The sequence below is a fragment of the Rhizobium sp. NLR10b genome (genome assembly GCF_019685435.1).
Taxonomy (GTDB): domain Bacteria; phylum Pseudomonadota; class Alphaproteobacteria; order Rhizobiales; family Rhizobiaceae; genus Rhizobium.
In genome coordinates this window covers 14678-32139 of record NZ_JABDWV010000001.1, presented here as the reverse complement: position 1 = coordinate 32139, position 17462 = coordinate 14678, and the positions used below count along the sequence as shown (strand labels likewise).

The window sequence follows — 17462 nt, the reverse complement described above, 5'->3', positions numbered from 1 at the left end:
CCTTCATTGCTGAAAGAATTTCAGGCGCGATGATAGAACTCCATCATTGCTCAGATATTCTCGGAAATATAGATATCGAAAGGCAGGAAGGATTGGCCGGGAACGGTGGCCTCACCGTGCTCTATCGCGCCGAGCATCAGCGATAAAAGCTCCTTGCAGAGAGCGGGCAGGGGAGTGGCGACCACCATGGTGACGATATCGTCGGCGAGACCCGCCTTGCTCTCTGGCGTCAACTCGTTGACGACAAGCACGATCCGGCCGCCGACATCCTCTTCACGGAACGCCGAAATCGCCCCCTCCATGCCGCCGCCGCAGACATAAAGCCCAACGAGGTCGGGATGTTTCTGCAGCAGCGTCAGCGTTGCCTCATGGGTGATTTCGGCGGTCTCCAGGTTGATCAATGTTTCGACGACATCGAATTCAGGCGCATTCTCGCGAAAATAGGAGCGGAAACCGATCTCCCGCAGTTCATGGCCGTGGAAGCGGTGGCTGCCGACGAAACAGGCGACCTTGCCGGGCCTGTGCGCCGTACGCGCAATCATCCACGCGGCAGTGCGTCCCACCTTGCGGTTGTTGACGCCGACATAGGCGTCACGCACGCCGGTGGCGAGGTCCGAGAGCAGCGAGAAGACGGGGATGCCGCGCTCCTTCAATTCCTCGACCGCCGTTGTAACCGCGGGGTAGTCGGGGCCGACAACGGCAACGGCCTGGTTGCGGGCGCCGAGCGACTTGATCTTCTCATTGATGGCGGCAGGAGTCGTCGCAGACGGGTATTCGATCTGGATCTGGAGACGGGCGGTGGTGACGGCGCGTGCCGCTGCTTCGATTTCCCGGGCGAAGCTCTGATAGAAGGCCTGCGTCGGCTTCTGCAGCAGGAAGGCGAGCTTGTATTGCGGCAAATCTTCGAAGACGCGCTGCCGGATGAGGCCGACGGCATGATAGCCGATCTCCTGCGCTGCATCATAGACCCGCCGCGCCGTTTCCTCCCGCACACGATGACGAGCGTTGAGAACGCGGTCGACGGTGGCGACACTGACGCCGGAGGCGCGGGCGAGATCGGAAATGGTGGGGCGGCGCATGGTGATGTATTCGCTCATGGATGCGAGCCATTCATGATGGCTTTTGATAGATTACATCAAGCCTGCATTGAGCGTCGCCCAAAGTCAACCTATTCTTCCGACAACGGCATAGGGAGGCGGATAATGGCGACCCAGACAAAGAAACGTGACTACGACCTGCTCGGGGAAAGCGGCCGCATCGCGGTGGAGACGGGACTGGCGGCTGCCGAATGGTATCACACCGAGATTTCGCGCAAGGAGATGAAGGCGCTGATGCAGCGCTCCGATGCGCCAGCGATCCGTGACACGGTCATCTGGCTCGGCAGCATGATGGTCTTTGCCGGTCTCGGCATCTATTTCTGGGGCTCCTGGATCGCGCTGCCCTTCTTTCTCGCCTATGGCGTGCTCTACGGCTCGGCCTCCGACAGCCGCTGGCACGAATGCGGCCATGGCACCGCCTTCAAGACGCGCTGGATGAACGATGTCGTCTACCAGATCGCCTGCTTCATGATCATGCGCAATCCGGTCACCTGGCGCTGGAGCCATACGCGCCACCACACCGATACGGTCATCGTCGGCCGCGATCCGGAGATCGCCGTCATGCGGCCGCCGGACCTCTTCCGGCTGGTCCTCAATTTCTTCGGCATCCTCGACGTCTGGCATGCCGTCGTCGACATGCTGCGCAACGCCTTCGGCGTCATCAGCGCGACGGAAAAAACCTTTATTCCGGAGATGGAGCAGCCGAAGGCGATCCGCTTCGCCCGTATCTGGCTGGCGATCTATCTCGCGACAATCGCCGTCGCGGTCGCCACCGGCTCGATCCTGCCGCTGATGCTGATCGGCCTGCCTCGCCTCTACGGCGCCTGGCACCACGTGCTGACGGGGCTTTTGCAACATGGCGGCCTTGCCGATAACGTCATCGATCACCGGCTGAACAGCCGTACGGTCTATATGAACCCGATCAGCCGTTTCATTTATTGGAACATGAATTACCACGTCGAACATCACATGTTCCCGATGGTGCCCTATCACGCGCTGCCCCGGCTGCACGCAATGATCAAGCATGATCTGCCGGCACCGAACCCGTCGATCTGGTCGGGCTACCGCGAGATGATCCCGGCTTTCCTGCGCCAGCTGCGCAACGAGGATTATTTCCTGAAGCGGGAACTGCCGGACACCGCGCGGCCCTATCGCGAAGAATTCCACAAAGAACTCGCCCCGGCGGCGCAATAATCACAATCGAGGGAGGTTAGAGATGAGCGGAAACTGGATCGAAGTCTGCGGCAAGGACGAGATCGATGTAGAGGATGTCATCCGCTTCGATCACGGCGGGCGCACCTTCGCGGTCTACCGCAGTCCCGACGACGAATTCTTCGCCACCGACGGGCTCTGCACGCATGAACAGATCCATCTCGCCGACGGGCTTGTCATGGATGAAATCATCGAATGCCCGAAACATAACGGCCGCTTCAACTACAAGACAGGCGAAGCCAAGGGTGCGCCGGTCTGCGTCAATCTCAAGACCTATCCGGTCAAGGTCGAAGGCGGCTCCGTCTTCATCTCGGTCTGACGGAGGTCGATGTGGCACATTTCGTTATTCTCGGTGCGGGCGAATGTGGTGCCCGCGCCGCTTTCGCTCTGCGGGAAAAAGGTTTTGCCGGCGAGATAACGCTTGTCGGCGCCGAACCCCTTCACCCTTATGAACGGCCGCCGCTTTCCAAGGCTGCCTCCGCCGATGCCGGCGATCCGAAATTCATCGCCGCTGCGGAAAAATACGCCGAAAGCGACATCCGGCTGCTGACCGGTCTTGAAGCCAGGGATTTCGATCCTGCCTCGCGGAGGGTCATGCTTTCGGATGGCACCGCGCTTTCCTACGACAAGCTTCTGCTGGCGACGGGCGCGGCCGCGCGATCATTCCCCGGCGCTCCGGAAGGCAATCCGCATATCCGTTCGCTTCGGACCCATCACGATGCGGCCGCTCTGCGCAAGGCGATGAAGCCGGGACGCCATATCGCCATTATCGGCGGCGGCTTCATCGGGCTGGAACTTGCCGCGACGGCGCGCCTGCTTGGCGCCGACGTCACCGTTATCGAGGGGCTGGAGCGGGTGCTGAAACGCGGCGTGCCGGAGGAGATCGCCCATCTGCTCACCGAACGCCACCGCGCCGAAGGTGTCGATATCCGCTGCGGCGTCTCGATCGAGACATTGACCGAGGAAGGCGGGAAGGCCGTGATCAAACTGTCGACGGGCGAGATGGTAGAGGCCGACCTCGCCCTCGTCGGCATCGGCGCGCGGCCGAATGTCGACATCGCCGAAAGGGCGGGGCTTACAATCGAAAACGGTATTGCCGTCGACACCTATCTCCGGACCTCGGCGCCGGATGTCTTTGCCGCCGGCGATTGCTGCTCCTTCCCATTGCCGATCTATGGCGGCCGGCGTGTAAGGCTCGAATCGTGGCGCAATGCCCAGGAGCAGGGCACGTTGGCCGCAGCCAACATGCTCGGCCTCGACGAAGCCGTTTCATCGGTGCCGTGGTTCTGGTCGGATCAATACGACGTGACGCTGCAGATTGCAGGCCTCGCCGGAGGGGCGGTCCTGCATCTGCGCCGCGACCTCGGCCCAGGCGCCTTCATTCTCTTCCACCTCGACGCCCATGGCCGGTTGATTGCGGCGAGCGGCATCGGACCGGGCAATGCCGTGGCGCGTGATATCAGGCTTGCGGAAATGCTGATCGCGGCTGGTGCCCATCCGGACCCTGTCGCGCTGACATCAAGCAACATCAAGCTGAAATCCCTTCTGGCCGCCTGAATCCCATATTTTCAAAGGAATTGATGATGAAAAAACATAAGCGTGCAACCGTTGCCGACCTGCTTGCGGAAAAGGGCAGGCGCCAGCTGACCATGCTGCGCGTCACCTCGCTCGAGGAGGCCGAAGCCGCCGAAAAGGCCGGGATCGACATGGTCTCTGTACCACCGTCGCTGCTCGGCCCGGTCTTCCGCGAGATCGCCCCCACGCCCTTTGCCATTCCGGGTCTCGAATATGGCGACCATGTCTCGGCTGAAGACTATCTGCGCGCCGCCTTCGCCGCGCTGAAGGCCGGCGGCGACGCCGTCTATTGCGCCGCCAGCCTGCAGACGATTCGGCGCCTGCGTGACGAGGGCATCCCGGTCTGCGGCCATCTCGGGCTGATCCCCTCGAAAGCCACCTGGACGGGCGGCTTCCGCGCCGTCGGCAAGACGGCGGCGAGTGCGGCCGAGATCTGGCGACAGACCAAGGTGCTGGAAGAGGCCGGCGCCTTTGCCGCCGAAATCGAAGTCGTGCCGGGGGATGTCGCCGCCGCCATCAGCGACAACACCTCGATGCTGATGATCTCGATGGGCGCGGGCAGCGGCTGCGACGCCCAATATCTCTTCGCCGACGACGTGCTCGGAGCCAATCGCGACCATTACCCGCGCCATGCCAAGGTCTACCGCAACTTCGCCGCCGAACATGACAGGCTGCAGCGCGAACGCATCGCCGCCTTCACCGAATTCGGAGAGGACGTCAGGACCGGCGCCTATCCGGAAAAGCGTCATTGCGTCGGTATCGACGACGCCGAACTGAAGATTTTCCTCGACCGGCTGACTAACGAGACGGGCAAGCGCTGACGCTTGCCCCGGGGCTCCCCCTCTGCCAGGAGGAGAGGGGGAACGTTCCATTGGCTTCCGTCGCCGCCTGTGGCAGGAATGATACGTTCGATTCATTCGGAACGGAGTATTCGGCCCCTGTGACGATCGGCTTTGCGCATGCGGAACTGATTGCGGTGCTCGTCGCGGTGACGGGGGATGAGCCACGCGTCATGACCATCCGATCCGGCAACGCGCTGCCGTCGGGTCCGTTCGAAATGGGCCATCGAACCCTGCAATCGGGCCTGCGCGAATGGGTGCAGGAGCAGACCGAACACCCGGTCGGTTACCTCGAACAGCTCTATACTTTCGCCGACCGCGACCGGAACAACGAGATTCTTGGCGGACGGACGATCTCGATCAGCTATCTCGGCCTCGTCAACGAGCAGGCGGGCTCCGGCCGGCCGGGGTGGCACGGCTGGTACGACTATTTTCCCTGGGAAGACCACCGGCAGGGCCGGCCGGCCGTGCTGGACGAGATCGTCGCGCGGCTCAGACGCTGGGCGGATGCCGATCCGGCCCGGCGGCACCATCGCCACCGCCGCGCCGACTTCACCTTCGGCCTCGACGGCGGCGGCTGGAATGAGGATCTCGCCCTGCAACGCTATGAACTGCTTTATGAAGCCGGCCTCGTGGCCGAAGCCGGATGCCGGGTGGAGGCCAATCTCGGCCGGGCGATGTTTGCCGATCACCGCCGCATTCTGGCGACCGGGATTGCCCGGCTGCGCGCCAAAATCAAATACCGCCCCGTCGTCTTCGAACTGATGCCGGAGAGTTTTACGCTTCTGCGGCTGCAGCGCACGATCGAGGCCCTGGCGGGGCTGACACTGCACAAACAGAATTTCCGCCGCCTCATCGAACAGCAGGACCTGGTCGAGGAGACCGGCGGAACGGAAAGCGAAACCGGCGGCCGGCCGGCCAAGCTCTTCCGCTTCCGCCATACAGTGCTCGAAGAACGGGCGCTTGCAGGAACGAAATTACCGCTCTCCCGCAATTGACATATGCTCACAGCGAGGATATGTCTTTGCCTATGATATGCTCAAGTAGAGCATAATTAGGAGCCGGCCATGAACCACCCAGTTTCCGCATCCTCGCTCTATAACCGCGTCAGCCGCGTCATTCCCAAAGCCGAATGGATGTCGTTCGAGGATGACGTCAACGCCATTCTCGAGCTCAAGCGCCGCCGCAACGCCGTCATTCTCGCCCACAATTATCAGACGCCTGAGATTTTTCACGGCGTGGCCGATATTGTCGGCGACAGCCTGGCGCTCGCCCGCAAGGCGGTTGAGGTCGATGCCGATGTCATCGTGCTGGCCGGCGTGCATTTCATGGCCGAGACTGCCAAGCTTCTCAATCCCGAAAAAACCGTGCTGATCCCCGATCTCGGCGCCGGCTGCTCGCTGGCGGAATCGATCACGCCGGAGGATATTGCGCTGCTGCGCCAGGCCCATCCCGGCGTCCCCGTCATCACCTATGTCAATACCTCGGCCGCGGTGAAGGCCGCCTCCGACATCTGCTGCACCTCGGGCAACGCCAAACAGGTGGTGGAGTCGCTCGGCGTGCCGAAGGTGCTGATGATCCCCGATGAATATCTCGCCCGCAACGTCGCCCGCGAGACCGATGTCGAGATCATCGCCTGGCATGGGCATTGCGAAGTGCATGAACTGTTCACCGCTGACGATGTCCGCCAGCTGCGTGAAAACCATCCCGGCGTGACGGTGCTTGCCCATCCGGAATGCCCGCCCGACGTGGTGGCGGAGGCCGATTTTGCCGGCTCCACCGCTGTCATGTCCGATTATGTCGGCAGGCAGAAGCCGGCACGGGTGGTGCTGCTCACCGAGTGCTCGATGAGCGACAATGTCGCCGTCCACCACCCTGACGTCGAATTCATCCGCCCCTGCAATCTGTGCCCGCATATGAAGCGGATCACGCTCGCCAATATCCGCGCCGCACTCGAGGAAAACCGCCACGAGGTGACGGTCGATCCGGCAATCGCTGTGGCCGCGCGCCGCGCCGTCGAGAGGATGCTTTCGATATGACCGAGATCCTTGAGCAGTTGACTGGCCGCACCGTCATCGTCGGCAGCGGCCTTGCCGGGCTGATGACGGCGCTGACGCTGGCGCCGGAACCTTCGGTCATCGTCACCCGCGCCGGCCTCGGCGCCGAGACTTCCAGCGCGTGGGCGCAGGGTGGCATTGCCGCCAGTATCGGCGCCGACGACAGCGCCGCACTGCATCTTGCCGATACGCTTGCCGCCGGCGACGGGCTCTGCGACCGAAGGGTCGCCGCCGGCATCATTGCGGAGGCGCCGGCGGCCATTGCAGCACTGGAACAAGCCGGGGTCCGCTTCGACCGCAATGACTCCGGGGAACTCTCGCTCGGATTGGAGGCTGCCCATAGCCGCCGCCGCATCGTCCATGCCGAAGGCGACGGCTCAGGTGCGGCGATCATCGCAGCGCTGGTGCGGGCCGTGGCGCGGACGCCGGCCATCACCGTGCTCGAAGGCCTCGAGGCGCGACGGATTTTGATGGACGGCGAGCGCGTCGCCGGGCTGCTCTGCGCGACCGCAAGCGGCGCGGCCGCCGTCCTTTCGACGACAAGGCTGGTGCTCGCCACCGGCGGGATCGGCGGACTTTATGATGCGACGACCAATCCGATGGGCAATTTTGGTCAGGGGATTGCGCTCGCGGCAAGGGCGGGTGCCGAGCTTGCCGATATGGAATTCGTGCAGTTTCATCCGACGGCGCTCGATTCACGCCGCAGGCCCCTGGCGCTTGTCAGCGAGGCGGTGCGCGGCGAGGGGGCCTTGCTTGTCAACGAACGCGGCGAACGGTTCATGGCCGGCATAGCGGGCGCCGAACTTGCGCCGCGCGACGTGGTGGCGCGCGCCATCAGTGCCGAGATCGCCCGCGGCGGCCGCGTCTTCCTCGATGCTCGCAAGGCGCTCGGCAGTCGCTTTGCCGCGCGCTTCCCCGTCATCGCTGCCCTTGGCGGCGAGGCCGGCATCGATCCGGCCAAAGACCTCGTCCCGGTGCGTCCGGCCGTGCACTACCAAATGGGTGGCGTCGCGACGGATGCGAATGGCCGCAGCTCGGTCGCCGGCCTCTGGGTCGCCGGCGAGGCCGCCTCGACCGGTCTGCACGGCGCGAACCGGCTTGCCAGCAATTCGCTGCTCGAGGCGGCTGTCATGGGCATGCGGGCGGCGCGCGACATATCGGCCATGCCGGCGGGCGGCGCCGGTGCCATCTTCGCAGAACAGCTTCCGGAGCCGGCCGACGCATCCTCCATCCGCACGATCGTCTCGCGCCATCTCGGCGTGCTGCGCAATGCGGATGCCCTCCAAGGCGCAATCGCCGCATTGCTGCCACTTGCCGAGGGCGACGGCCCCGGCTCCGATCCGGCCATTGTTGCATTGCTGATCGCCGTCTTTGCCAGCCTACGGGTGGAATCGCGCGGCGCCCACGCCCGCACCGATTTTCCCCTGCAGCTCGCCGATGCGCAACGCCGCCGGATGCGCCTTTCCCAAGCGCTGGAGATTGCCCGCGCCACACCACCCTATTCGCTGGCCAGGAGCGCCTGACATGAGCCTCGTTCCGCTTCCGCGTCTGATTATCGAACCCTTGGTGCGGGCAGCCCTGCTCGAAGATCTCGGCCTTGCCGGCGACATCACCTCGGCGTCGGTCATTCCCTCAGATCACCGCTCCACGGTGGTGATGGCCGCTCGCCAACCGGGCGTGATCGCCGGCCTCGATGCGGCCGACCTCGCTTTCACGCTCGTCGATCCTCAGATCGTCATGCGCCGCCATCTCAACGACGGTGATGCAGTCAAATCAGGTGACGTCATCGCCACGATCGAAGGCCCGTCGCGCGGGCTCTTGACCGGTGAGCGCACCGCGCTGAATTTCCTCGGCCATCTCTCGGGCGTCGCCACCGTCACGGCCGGGATTGCCGCAGCCATCAGCGGCACCAAGGCCTCGGTCGCCTGCACGCGCAAGACGACGCCCGGGCTGCGGGCTCTGGAGAAATATGCAGTGCGGGCCGGCGGCGGCGTGAACCACCGTTTCGCGCTTTATGACGCAGTGCTGATCAAGGACAACCACGTGGCCATATCAGGGGGTGTTGCCCAGGCGATCCGCCGGGCGCGGGCCGGCGTCGGTCATCTGGTCAAGATCGAGGTCGAAGTGGACAGGCTCGATCAGTTGCAGGAAGCGATGGCCGTCGGTGTCGATGCCGTTCTGCTCGACAATATGACGCCGGACCAGCTGCGCGAGGCCGTCGCAATCGTTGCCGGGCGGGCAATCACCGAGGCATCCGGCCGGGTGACGCCGGCAACGGCCGCCGCAATCGCCGCTTCCGGCGTCGACCTTATTTCGGTCGGTTGGCTAACGCACAGCGCACCAGTGCTGGATATCGGCCTCGATTTCGTCGAGGCCGCCGGCGCGACGCAAACCAGCACCAAATAGATCGCGCAGATGCTGTGATCGATCAGGCTCGCTTGCTGTTGGTTGCGGCTGTAGAGGCCGCAGCGGCTGGAATAATCGATCCAAATCACGTCGGGGGCAAAGTGTTGGCAAGCATTTCCGGCCGCTCATGTGAGAAAATGCAAATATTCGGTGTAAAAACTTCTTTTTGCGCTATGCGCGGGCTTATTATCGCTCTAACATGTTCCTGAGTGGCCGGCGCGCATGCGCGTCTGGTCTTCAGGGGTGAGAAGCGGGATGCAACGGACATCCGGACAGATGTCGACGAACAGGCTCTGCCTGCTCGGAAGACCGCGATTGCTGGCAGCGGGGAGGGAACTCCCCTTGCCGGAGAAGTCTTATTTTCTCTTCGCCATGCTCGCCGCCGAAGCCAATCTCGAACTCGACCGCGAAACCGTCAGGCGGCAGCTCTGGCAATCGGAAGCCCCGGAAAAACGCGCGGGCAGTCTGCGCCAGCTGCTGGCGCGTATCGAGCAAAGCATTCCCGCCGACCTGCCGCCGCTGCTGAAAGCGACCCGAACCCATATCGGCCTTGCCGACGGCTGGGAAGTCGACGTCCATATAATGAAACAGAAGGGGCCCATCGCAGCCGAAGACGGCGACATTCTGAACGGCGAATTGCTTGAAGGCGCCAAGTCGCCGACGCAGGGCGCCGAAGACTGGCTGACATACGAGCGCCAGCGCGTCGACGAATTGCGCGCCGCCCATCTGACGCGGCTGGTGGAAACCGCTGACGACAGATCGGATGATGAGCAGGTGGCCTTTGCCCGTCGCCTGCTGGAGCTCGATCCCGCCAGCGAGACGGCCTATCGCGCCCTGATGCGCACTTATGTCAGGATGAACGATCCGGCCGCGGCCCGCCAATCCTATCTGAAGTGCAAGAGCCAGCTGAAGGACGAATTCGACACCGAGCCGGAGGAAAGCACCACCGCGCTCGCCCGCGAACTCGGCCTGATCCCGGCAGCTCAACCCGCGGCGGCCGAACGTCCGTCGGCAGCGCCCGGCGGCTTCGCCGATCTGCTCGGCCAGCCGCGGATCATCATCCTGCCGCCGGAAAGCATTTTCACCGATCCGCTGATGGAGCGCGTCGGCAGGGCCCTTCTTGAAGATGTCACCATCGGCCTCAGCCAGCAGCGCGGCTTCAAGGTGATCGCAGCCCATACGAGCCTTGAAATCCTCAGCCGTTCGGTCGATCCGGCTCGCGCTGTGCCACGTGCGCTCGACCTCAGCTTCGACTATGCGGTCTACGTCACCATCCAGGGCCGCGACGAGGATGTCTATGCGACCTGCCGTCTGACGCGGACGGCGACCTCAGAGGTGATCTGGGCTCTGGAACTGCCGCTGGTCATGCAGAAGATCAGTGAATCCTTCGCGCATCTGACACGGCGCATCGTCTCCTCGCTCGCCGACACCGTCGAACGCTGCGAGCTGGCGATGCCGATCGGCGAGGCGCCGCCATCGGCTTACCGTCTTTATCTCGAAGGCAAGCGCCTGATCGCCCAAACAGACCTGCAGCATCTGCGCCAGGCGCGCAAGTGGTTCAGATCCTCGCTCAATCGCTACGAGAATTTCTCGGCCGCCCATGCCGGCGTGTCGCGCGCGCTCGGCATGGAATGGCTGATCCGGGGCATGCAGGACACCGAACTGCTCGACGAGGCGAATGGCGCCGCCCGACTGGCGCAGCAATCCGACCCGAACAGCGGCCGGGCCTACCGCGAACTCGGTTTCGTGGCGCTGTATCGCCGCCGTTTCGACGAAAGCCTGGACTATTTCCAGCAGGCTCAGGATCTCAATCCCAACGACGCCGACATCCTTGCCGATTATGCCGACGCGCTCTGCCACTACGGCGACTTTGACAAGGCGCTGGATCTGAACAACGCGGCTTTCAAGCTCAATCCGCTGCCGCCGGACTATTACTACTGGAATCGTGGCGGCATCCACTTCGATCGCGGCGAATATAACCAGGCGATCGAGGCGCTTGAGCCGGTGCAGTCGAAACAGGCGACCGCGCGACTGCTGGCGGCTGCCCATGCCATGGCGGGCGATATGAAAAAAGCCGGCAAATACGCCAACGTCGTTCTGGAAAATTTCCCGGATTTCCGCAGCGAGGACATCCGCCATTTCGTTCCCGACCGCGATCCCCGCTACACGGAAACGCTGATTCATGGCCTCCAACTGGCCGGACTTCCCTGATTGCATGGCCTTTTAACGAAGCCTGTAACGGTTAAATGACGCAGACAGTGTTCCTCTGCAATGGTTAACGGCAGCCGGCTGCCTATCCCATTGGAGATGGACAATGAAAACCACTGTTGAAACCCATGCAGCAATGCCCTCTCAGCCGCGCTTCTCGGCCGCAGCCAAGGCTGCGATGAAGCAGGACGAACTCAACGTCACGGCAAATGCTCTCGAAAACCTGACCCATGCGCTGAAGTTCCGCTAAGAGCGAGATCGGTATGTCCGCCTTCGCCGATCTTGAAATGCTAGCCGATGATCTCAAGCGATCATCGGCCGGCGTCAGCGACTATCACGACCGTGCAGTCACGCCGGCACAGACACTTGCAGCCATCAGGCCGCATCTGCGCGAATTCGGTATTACGCGCGTCGGTCTGCTGACCGCTCTCGACGTGCTGAACATCCCCGTCGCCTTCGCAACGAGGCCGAACAGCCACACGCTTTCGGTCTTCCAGGGCAAAGGCATCGATAATGATGCCGCCATGGCCTCGGCCGCCATGGAGGCGATCGAGACGCGGATCGCGGAAAATGCGCCTGCCGACCTGACGCAGGCGACGGTGGAGAGCATGCGGGCGGAACGCGCCGCCATGATCGATCTCGATAATGTCGCACGCTGTGCGCCCGATGAAATCGGCGGCGACCCCATCCCATGGTGCTCCGGCCTCGACATTCTGTCCGGCAGCAGCGTCTTCGTCCCCTGGTGGCTTGTCGGCCTCGACCATCGCGGCGAGCGGCCGCCGGGCTTCGAGCAGTCGAGCGATGGGCTTGCCTCCGGCAATACGCCGGCCGAAGCCGTCCTGCACGGACTTTGCGAGCTGGTGGAGCGTGATGCCTGGGCTTTGACCCAGTTGAAATCGCCGCAGCGCCTCAAGGAGAGCCGCATCGACCCCGTCTCCTTCGGCGATGCGGTCATCGACGTCATGACCGACCGGATCACGCGCGCTGGCATGCGGCTGCTGCTGCTCGACATGACCACGGATATCGGCGTTCCGGCTTTTCTGGCCGTCATCATGCCGGGCAATCTTTCCGACCGCGTCGACGCGCGCTGGTCGCATGTCTGCGGCGGCTGCGGCTGCCATCCCGATCCTGTGCGCGCCGCGCTGCGCGCCATTACCGAAGCGGCCCAGAGCCGGCTGACCGCGATCGCCGGCAGCCGCGACGATTTCTCGCCGCGCATCTATCAGCGGCTCGATCGGAGTGCGGCGATGCAGCAGCTGGTCGAACTCTGCGAGAGCGACGGCCGGATGCGCGCCTTCCAGAGCCGCCATCGCCGTGCCGCGACGATCCAGAAGACCATCCGCCACATAGCCGACCGGCTGGTGGCGAGCGGGATCGAGCAGATCGTCGCCGTGCCCTTTGCCCATCCGGCTTTGCCGGTCTCGGTCGTCAGGGTGATCGTGCCGGGCCTGGAGGTCGATATATCAGGACAGTACGTCCAACTCGGCCTGCGCGCCGTCAACACCATGAGAGGAGCGCAGTCATGAAGGTTCTGTTCGTCGGTCCGAGCCTTGGTGGCGGCCTTGCCGCAGCGAGAAACATGTCTCCCTGCATCGATTTCCGCCCGCCCGCCGCCCGCGGCGACATCCTGAAGGCGGTGGAGGATGGCGCCACCGCGATCGGCCTCGTCGACGGCTATTTCGGCGATCTGCCTTCGGTCTGGCACAAGGAAATTCTCTACGCGCTCGAACGTGATGTCGCCGTAGCCGGCGGCGCCAGCATGGGCGCGTTGCGGGCCGCGGAATGCGCACCGTTCGGCATGGTCGGCCTCGGCTCGATCTTCGAGGATTACGAGTCCGGGCGGCTGCTCGACGACGAGGCCGTCGCGCTGGTACATGCGCCGCAGGCGCTTGGCTGGCTGCCGCTTTCCGTACCCTGGGTCGATTTCGAGCCGACGATCGATGCGCTTTATGCCTGCGGCGAGATTTCGACGGCTGAGCGCAAGAAACTGCTGCTCTCCGGCCGCTTCCTGCATTTCTCCGAACGCACCTATGCGCACGTGCTCGACGAGTGCCATTTCCGCAAGCCGCGCCGCGACCACCTCCTCGCCGCTCTGCGCAAGAACCGCGTCGAACGCAAACGCGACGACGCGCGGCTGGTGCTGGAGTGGCTGCACCGCGACGAATTCGCCCCCGTCAACCGTGACTGGCGCTTTGCCGCAACCTCGCATTGGGAGCTTTTGCACGCCGAAGTCACACGCAATGTGACTCCTGTAACGCTAGAATAACGGTCTCGGCGAAATGATGCAGTGGTGATGGAATCTGAGGCTTCACGGCCAAAGGGGCGGGAACAATGTTTGAACAACATAATGAAGGTACAGGCAGTGAATACGCAAGGATCTTCCGGCTGCTGTCGGCAGCCAAGGAGGAGGCTGAAAAGCTTCAGCTGCGTAATCTGATGCACCTGACGAACATGGCACTGCTGCAGGTCGTAATCGATTGGGACGGCATAGATCCGGACAGGGAGCTTGACGTCAACCTCGAGAAACTGCTCGGCAGCAAGGCCAAGATCGCAATGAAGGACGCTAGCGAGAATCTGATCCTGATCGATCGCCATTGACCTTCATGCCGCCGTTAGGATCGCGTGAAGGAGATCCGGCTATTCGGCCGCTTCACCGTCGGCCTGTTCGGTGTGGGCGATTGCCTGAACAAGCTTCAGGATCTTCTTGCGAAGCGCTTCGTTTTTGATCGAGAAGAACGCCGCGTTCAAAAGGACACCCTCGCGCGAAATAACGAATTCCTCGCTGGGAGCGGGGTTGTCGTTAGCCGTTTCAGGGGTCGACAGGTCGTCGAAGAACGTCCTGACGTCGACATTCAGCGCACCGGCGATTTCTACCAGCATGCTGGCGGAAACGCGGTTGGAGCCTTTTTCGTATTTCTGGATCTGCTGAAACGTTACGCCAACACGGTCGCCCAATTCCGTCTGCGAAACTTTGCGCAGCAGACGCTGTATGCGGATCGTCTTTCCGACATGAACATCCACTGCGTGCGGTTCTTCTTTCATTTTGTTTTCCCTCCTGAGGACACGGACATGAGGTTATTCGCCATATCCGTGTCTGACAACTTGTACCTGAGACACACAAAGCTAGCAATTGTTTGGCTGTAAGTCGTCCCAAACCGAAACATTGCATCGCTTCATATTAGCAGCAGCAAAAAACATGCCAAAGTAGCACTTTTGGGGGGTACATCATCCGATTTCAGGGTGTCGAGCATGGTGGTTTGCTGCGGCCCTTCCAGCCAAAGGATCGGGACGGCGTAAACAAAATGTTACAATGACCAGAGGCGCTGGGCATTGTCGAAGAGCAGCCTGGAGCGTTCCGCTTCGCTGCTGCCGGCGAGCACCGCATGCGTGGCGGCAACCCAGGTGGAAAGGCCGCCGCCGAGCGTGCAGACCGGCCAGTCGCTGCCCCAGACGACACGATCCCAGCCGAATTTTGCGATCACATGTTCGATATAGGGCGTCAGCGTCTGGGCTGTCCATGTCTGCGCATCCGCATAAGCGACGACGCCTGATATCTTGCAGATCACGTTCGGCCGGCGGGCGATCTCCGATATGCCGGCTTTCCATGGCTCGAAAGCATTGGAGCGGATATCCGGCACGCCGCAATGATCGAGGATGAACTGCACGTCGGGCGCGAGATCGATGAGAGCGGTGACGTGACCGGCCTGATGCGGCAATGTGCAGAGGTCGAAGGTCAGGCCGCTGCCACCGATGCGCCGGATGTTGTCTCGAAACAGGACACTTTCTGAGACGGTGTCGGGGACGACATGCAGCACGCGGCGGAAGCCTTTGACGAAGGGATCGGCCTTCTGCCGCTCGAGATAGGCGGCAAAGCCTTCCTCCTCGGGACGGCAGGAGACAATCGCCCCAGCAATCAGGTTGCCTTGCCTTTTGGCGAGAGAGGCAATGTGGTCGGTCTCGGCCTGCATGACGGCCGGATCGACGTCGACCTCCATATGCAGCGCGGTCGTAATGCCGCAGCGCCGCGCCTCGGCCGCATAGGTCTCATAGAGAAAGTCATGATCGAGAGCCGGCACGCCGGAGAGCCAGGGATAGGGAAGCGCCGACCGGTCGATAATGTGCAGGTGAGTGTCGATGAGCACGTTTTCCTCCTCCAGAACTGGCTTTGCCGCACCCTATTTCTCGTGAATGGATTATTCAAATAGAAATTCCCGAGATCCTCCCACCTGTTCAGCCGGAATTGATGACATCCGCCCCGGCCAGCAGCGAAAGCTGAGTGGCGGTCTTCTGCACCAGCGTGATCGTCTGGGTGATGTCGGGGGCGGACGGCGCGTTGACAAGGGCGATGAAGGGGCAGGTCAGGGCGGCGATGCAACGCCGATCCGGCCCGAGAACGGGCGCCGACAGATTATAGACGCCCGATGTCTGGGCGCTTGCCATCATCTCGTAGCCGCGCTCGCGGATCTGGTCGAGACGATCGTAGAATTCGGCACCGAGGTCGATCTCGGCGCGGTTGCGCGCATGTTCCGATATCATCATCTCCCGCTCCTCGTCGCTGCGGAAGGCGAGCAGCACATGCCCCGAGCCGGTGTCGAACAGGCTGATATGGGCGCCGATGCGGATCGAGAAGCCCCAATAGTCCGGTGCTTCCTGCTGGGCGATGACAACCGCGGCGCCACGATCGAACACGGCGAGATGATTGGCCTGGCGGGTGCGCTGGGCAAGGTCGCGCATCAGCGGCGTGGCATAGGAGGCAAGCCGGCGCACAGGCGCATGCAATTGCGCAAGGCCGAAGAGCTTCAGCGTCAGCGAATAGCGGTCGCCATCCAGCCGGGTGACGTAACCGCGACGCACCAGCCGGTCGAGCATGCGATAGAATTCGTTGGGGCTGCGGTCGAGCCGCTTGGCGATCTCCGCCTGGGTCAGGCCGCTGTCGACGCCGGCGAGCAGCTCCAGGATATCGAGACCCTTGTCGAGGGCAGGAGCGCGGTAGCGGTCTGACTCGTCGGTCTCCATTCTTTCCTCCTGTGAATATTATTCTGCATATACGCAGAACCACGGCCGGAAAAGGAAAACTTCACGCTTGACCCTTGGCCCATCGTCTGTTTGTCTATAAACAGACAAATCATAACTGAAGACAACCGATCAGCGGAAACGACGAGAGGCGAGGCTTCATGCCCACCCAAGGCCGGCCGAAACGCGTAAAGAGAGAAAGTGGCAGGCCTTGACGGACGAGCTATTCCATCACCGCTCGGCCTTCGGCAAGATAACCGCATGCATCGTCTCATGTAGACAATCCAGAAGAGGCCCGTGACATGACACACAGACTTTCCGGCAAGACCGTTCTCATCACCGCGGCCGGCCAGGGCATTGGCCGGGCGACGGCGGCAGCCTTTGCCGCGGCCGGCGCCAAGGTCCATGCAACCGACATAAATACCGATGCGCTGGCGACCCTTGCCGCGGAAACCGGCGTCTTCACGCATAAGCTCAACGTGCTCGATGGGAATGCGGTCGCGGCGCTCGTCGCCGAAATCGGCACTGTGGACGTTCTGTTCAACTGCGCCGGCTTCGTCCATGCCGGCTCGATCCTGGAAATGCCGGATGCCGATCTCGAATTCGCTTTCGATCTAAACGTCAAGGCGATGATCCGCACCATCCGGGCGGTGCTGCCCGGCATGCTCGAACGCAAGGACGGGTCGATCATCAACATGGCCTCCGTCGCCTCCAGCATCAAGGGCGTGCCGAATCGCTTCGCCTATGGTGTCACCAAGGCGGCGGTCATCGGCCTTACCAAATCGGTCGCCGCCGACTATGTTGCTCAAGGCATTCGCTGCAATGCCATCTGCCCCGGCACGGTGGAAAGTCCATCCTTGCAGGACCGCATGCGAGCCCAGGGCGATTACGATGCGGCGCGCGCCGCCTTCATCGCCCGCCAGCCCATGGGCCGGCTCGGCTCGCCGGAAGAGATCGCCGATCTCGCCGTCTATCTCGCCGGCGCCACCTACACATCCGGTCAGGCGATCGCCATCGACGGCGGCTGGACGATCTGACGTCGGCCGGTCGATCGG

Annotated in this window: 18 protein-coding genes; 14 read left to right on the top strand and 4 right to left on the bottom strand. The window is 62.7% G+C overall.

All coding sequences use genetic code 11. The features are described from left to right. Positions 1-50 precede the first annotated feature (50 nt). On the bottom strand, positions 51-1079 hold the full coding sequence (locus tag HJB91_RS00155) for a LacI family DNA-binding transcriptional regulator (RefSeq protein WP_221153397.1): 1029 nt from the start codon (positions 1077-1079) through the stop codon (positions 51-53). A gap of 123 nt (positions 1080-1202) precedes the next feature. On the opposite strand from HJB91_RS00155, the gene HJB91_RS00150 reads away from it, so the two are divergent. From HJB91_RS00150 to HJB91_RS00090, 13 genes are all read left to right on the top strand, one after another. Next, positions 1203-2291, top strand: a complete 1089-nt coding sequence (locus HJB91_RS00150; RefSeq protein WP_210632454.1) for a fatty acid desaturase family protein — start codon at positions 1203-1205, stop codon at positions 2289-2291. Between the two features lie 22 nt (positions 2292-2313). Next, positions 2314-2628: a MocE family 2Fe-2S type ferredoxin gene (locus HJB91_RS00145; RefSeq protein ID WP_221153259.1), complete on the top strand. Its 315-nt coding sequence runs from the start codon at positions 2314-2316 to the stop codon at positions 2626-2628. An 11-nt stretch (positions 2629-2639) separates the two neighbouring features. Continuing rightward, a complete protein-coding gene (locus HJB91_RS00140) occupies positions 2640-3866 on the top strand; it encodes an FAD-dependent oxidoreductase (protein WP_221153258.1) in 1227 nt (408 codons plus the stop codon). A gap of 23 nt (positions 3867-3889) precedes the next feature. Then, positions 3890-4705, top strand: a complete 816-nt coding sequence (locus tag HJB91_RS00135; RefSeq protein WP_221153257.1) for a 3-methyl-2-oxobutanoate hydroxymethyltransferase — start codon at positions 3890-3892, stop codon at positions 4703-4705. Positions 4706-4824: 119 nt separating this feature from the next. Then, a complete protein-coding gene (locus HJB91_RS00130; RefSeq protein WP_221153256.1) occupies positions 4825-5721 on the top strand; it encodes an NrtR DNA-binding winged helix domain-containing protein in 897 nt (298 codons plus the stop codon). 69 nt (positions 5722-5790) lie between these two features. After that, positions 5791-6762 (top strand): quinolinate synthase NadA, encoded by a 972-nt coding sequence (gene nadA / locus HJB91_RS00125; RefSeq protein WP_221144771.1) that lies wholly within the window; start codon positions 5791-5793, stop codon positions 6760-6762. After that, entirely contained in the window at positions 6759-8303 is a 1545-nt protein-coding gene (locus HJB91_RS00120) for an L-aspartate oxidase (protein ID WP_210632448.1), read from the top strand. Before nadA ends, HJB91_RS00120 begins: the two co-directional genes overlap by 4 nt. Position 8304: 1 nt before the next feature. Next, on the top strand, positions 8305-9186 hold the full coding sequence (gene nadC / locus HJB91_RS00115; RefSeq protein WP_221144769.1) for a carboxylating nicotinate-nucleotide diphosphorylase: 882 nt from the start codon (positions 8305-8307) through the stop codon (positions 9184-9186). Positions 9187-9441: 255 nt separating this feature from the next. Then, positions 9442-11397 (top strand): BTAD domain-containing putative transcriptional regulator, encoded by a 1956-nt coding sequence (locus HJB91_RS00110; protein ID WP_210632446.1) that lies wholly within the window; start codon positions 9442-9444, stop codon positions 11395-11397. A 103-nt stretch (positions 11398-11500) separates the two neighbouring features. Then, positions 11501-11644, top strand: coding sequence for a hypothetical protein (locus tag HJB91_RS00105; RefSeq protein ID WP_176536271.1), 144 nt, complete (start codon positions 11501-11503; stop codon positions 11642-11644). A gap of 13 nt (positions 11645-11657) precedes the next feature. Then, positions 11658-12920 (top strand): YcaO-like family protein, encoded by a 1263-nt coding sequence (locus HJB91_RS00100; protein WP_221153255.1) that lies wholly within the window; start codon positions 11658-11660, stop codon positions 12918-12920. After that, positions 12917-13660, top strand: a complete 744-nt coding sequence (locus tag HJB91_RS00095) for a TfuA-like protein (RefSeq protein WP_210632444.1) — start codon at positions 12917-12919, stop codon at positions 13658-13660. The genes HJB91_RS00100 and HJB91_RS00095 overlap by 4 nt, the downstream gene beginning before the upstream one ends. A gap of 65 nt (positions 13661-13725) precedes the next feature. After that, a complete protein-coding gene (locus HJB91_RS00090) occupies positions 13726-13992 on the top strand; it encodes a hypothetical protein (protein ID WP_004668299.1) in 267 nt (88 codons plus the stop codon). Positions 13993-14031: 39 nt separating this feature from the next. Here HJB91_RS00090 and HJB91_RS00085 read toward each other — a convergent pair whose 3' ends face one another. The 3 genes from HJB91_RS00085 to HJB91_RS00075 form a co-directional block, all read right to left on the bottom strand. Then, complete coding sequence (locus tag HJB91_RS00085) at positions 14032-14436, bottom strand: helix-turn-helix domain-containing protein (RefSeq protein ID WP_184458547.1); 405 nt, start codon at positions 14434-14436, stop codon at positions 14032-14034. Positions 14437-14699: 263 nt separating this feature from the next. Continuing rightward, on the bottom strand, positions 14700-15536 hold the full coding sequence (locus HJB91_RS00080) for an amidohydrolase (RefSeq protein ID WP_221153254.1): 837 nt from the start codon (positions 15534-15536) through the stop codon (positions 14700-14702). Between the two features lie 88 nt (positions 15537-15624). After that, positions 15625-16410: an IclR family transcriptional regulator gene (locus HJB91_RS00075; RefSeq protein ID WP_221153253.1), complete on the bottom strand. Its 786-nt coding sequence runs from the start codon at positions 16408-16410 to the stop codon at positions 15625-15627. A gap of 299 nt (positions 16411-16709) precedes the next feature. On the opposite strand from HJB91_RS00075, the gene HJB91_RS00070 reads away from it, so the two are divergent. Continuing rightward, positions 16710-17444 (top strand): SDR family oxidoreductase, encoded by a 735-nt coding sequence (locus HJB91_RS00070; RefSeq protein ID WP_221153252.1) that lies wholly within the window; start codon positions 16710-16712, stop codon positions 17442-17444. Positions 17445-17462 lie beyond the last annotated feature (18 nt).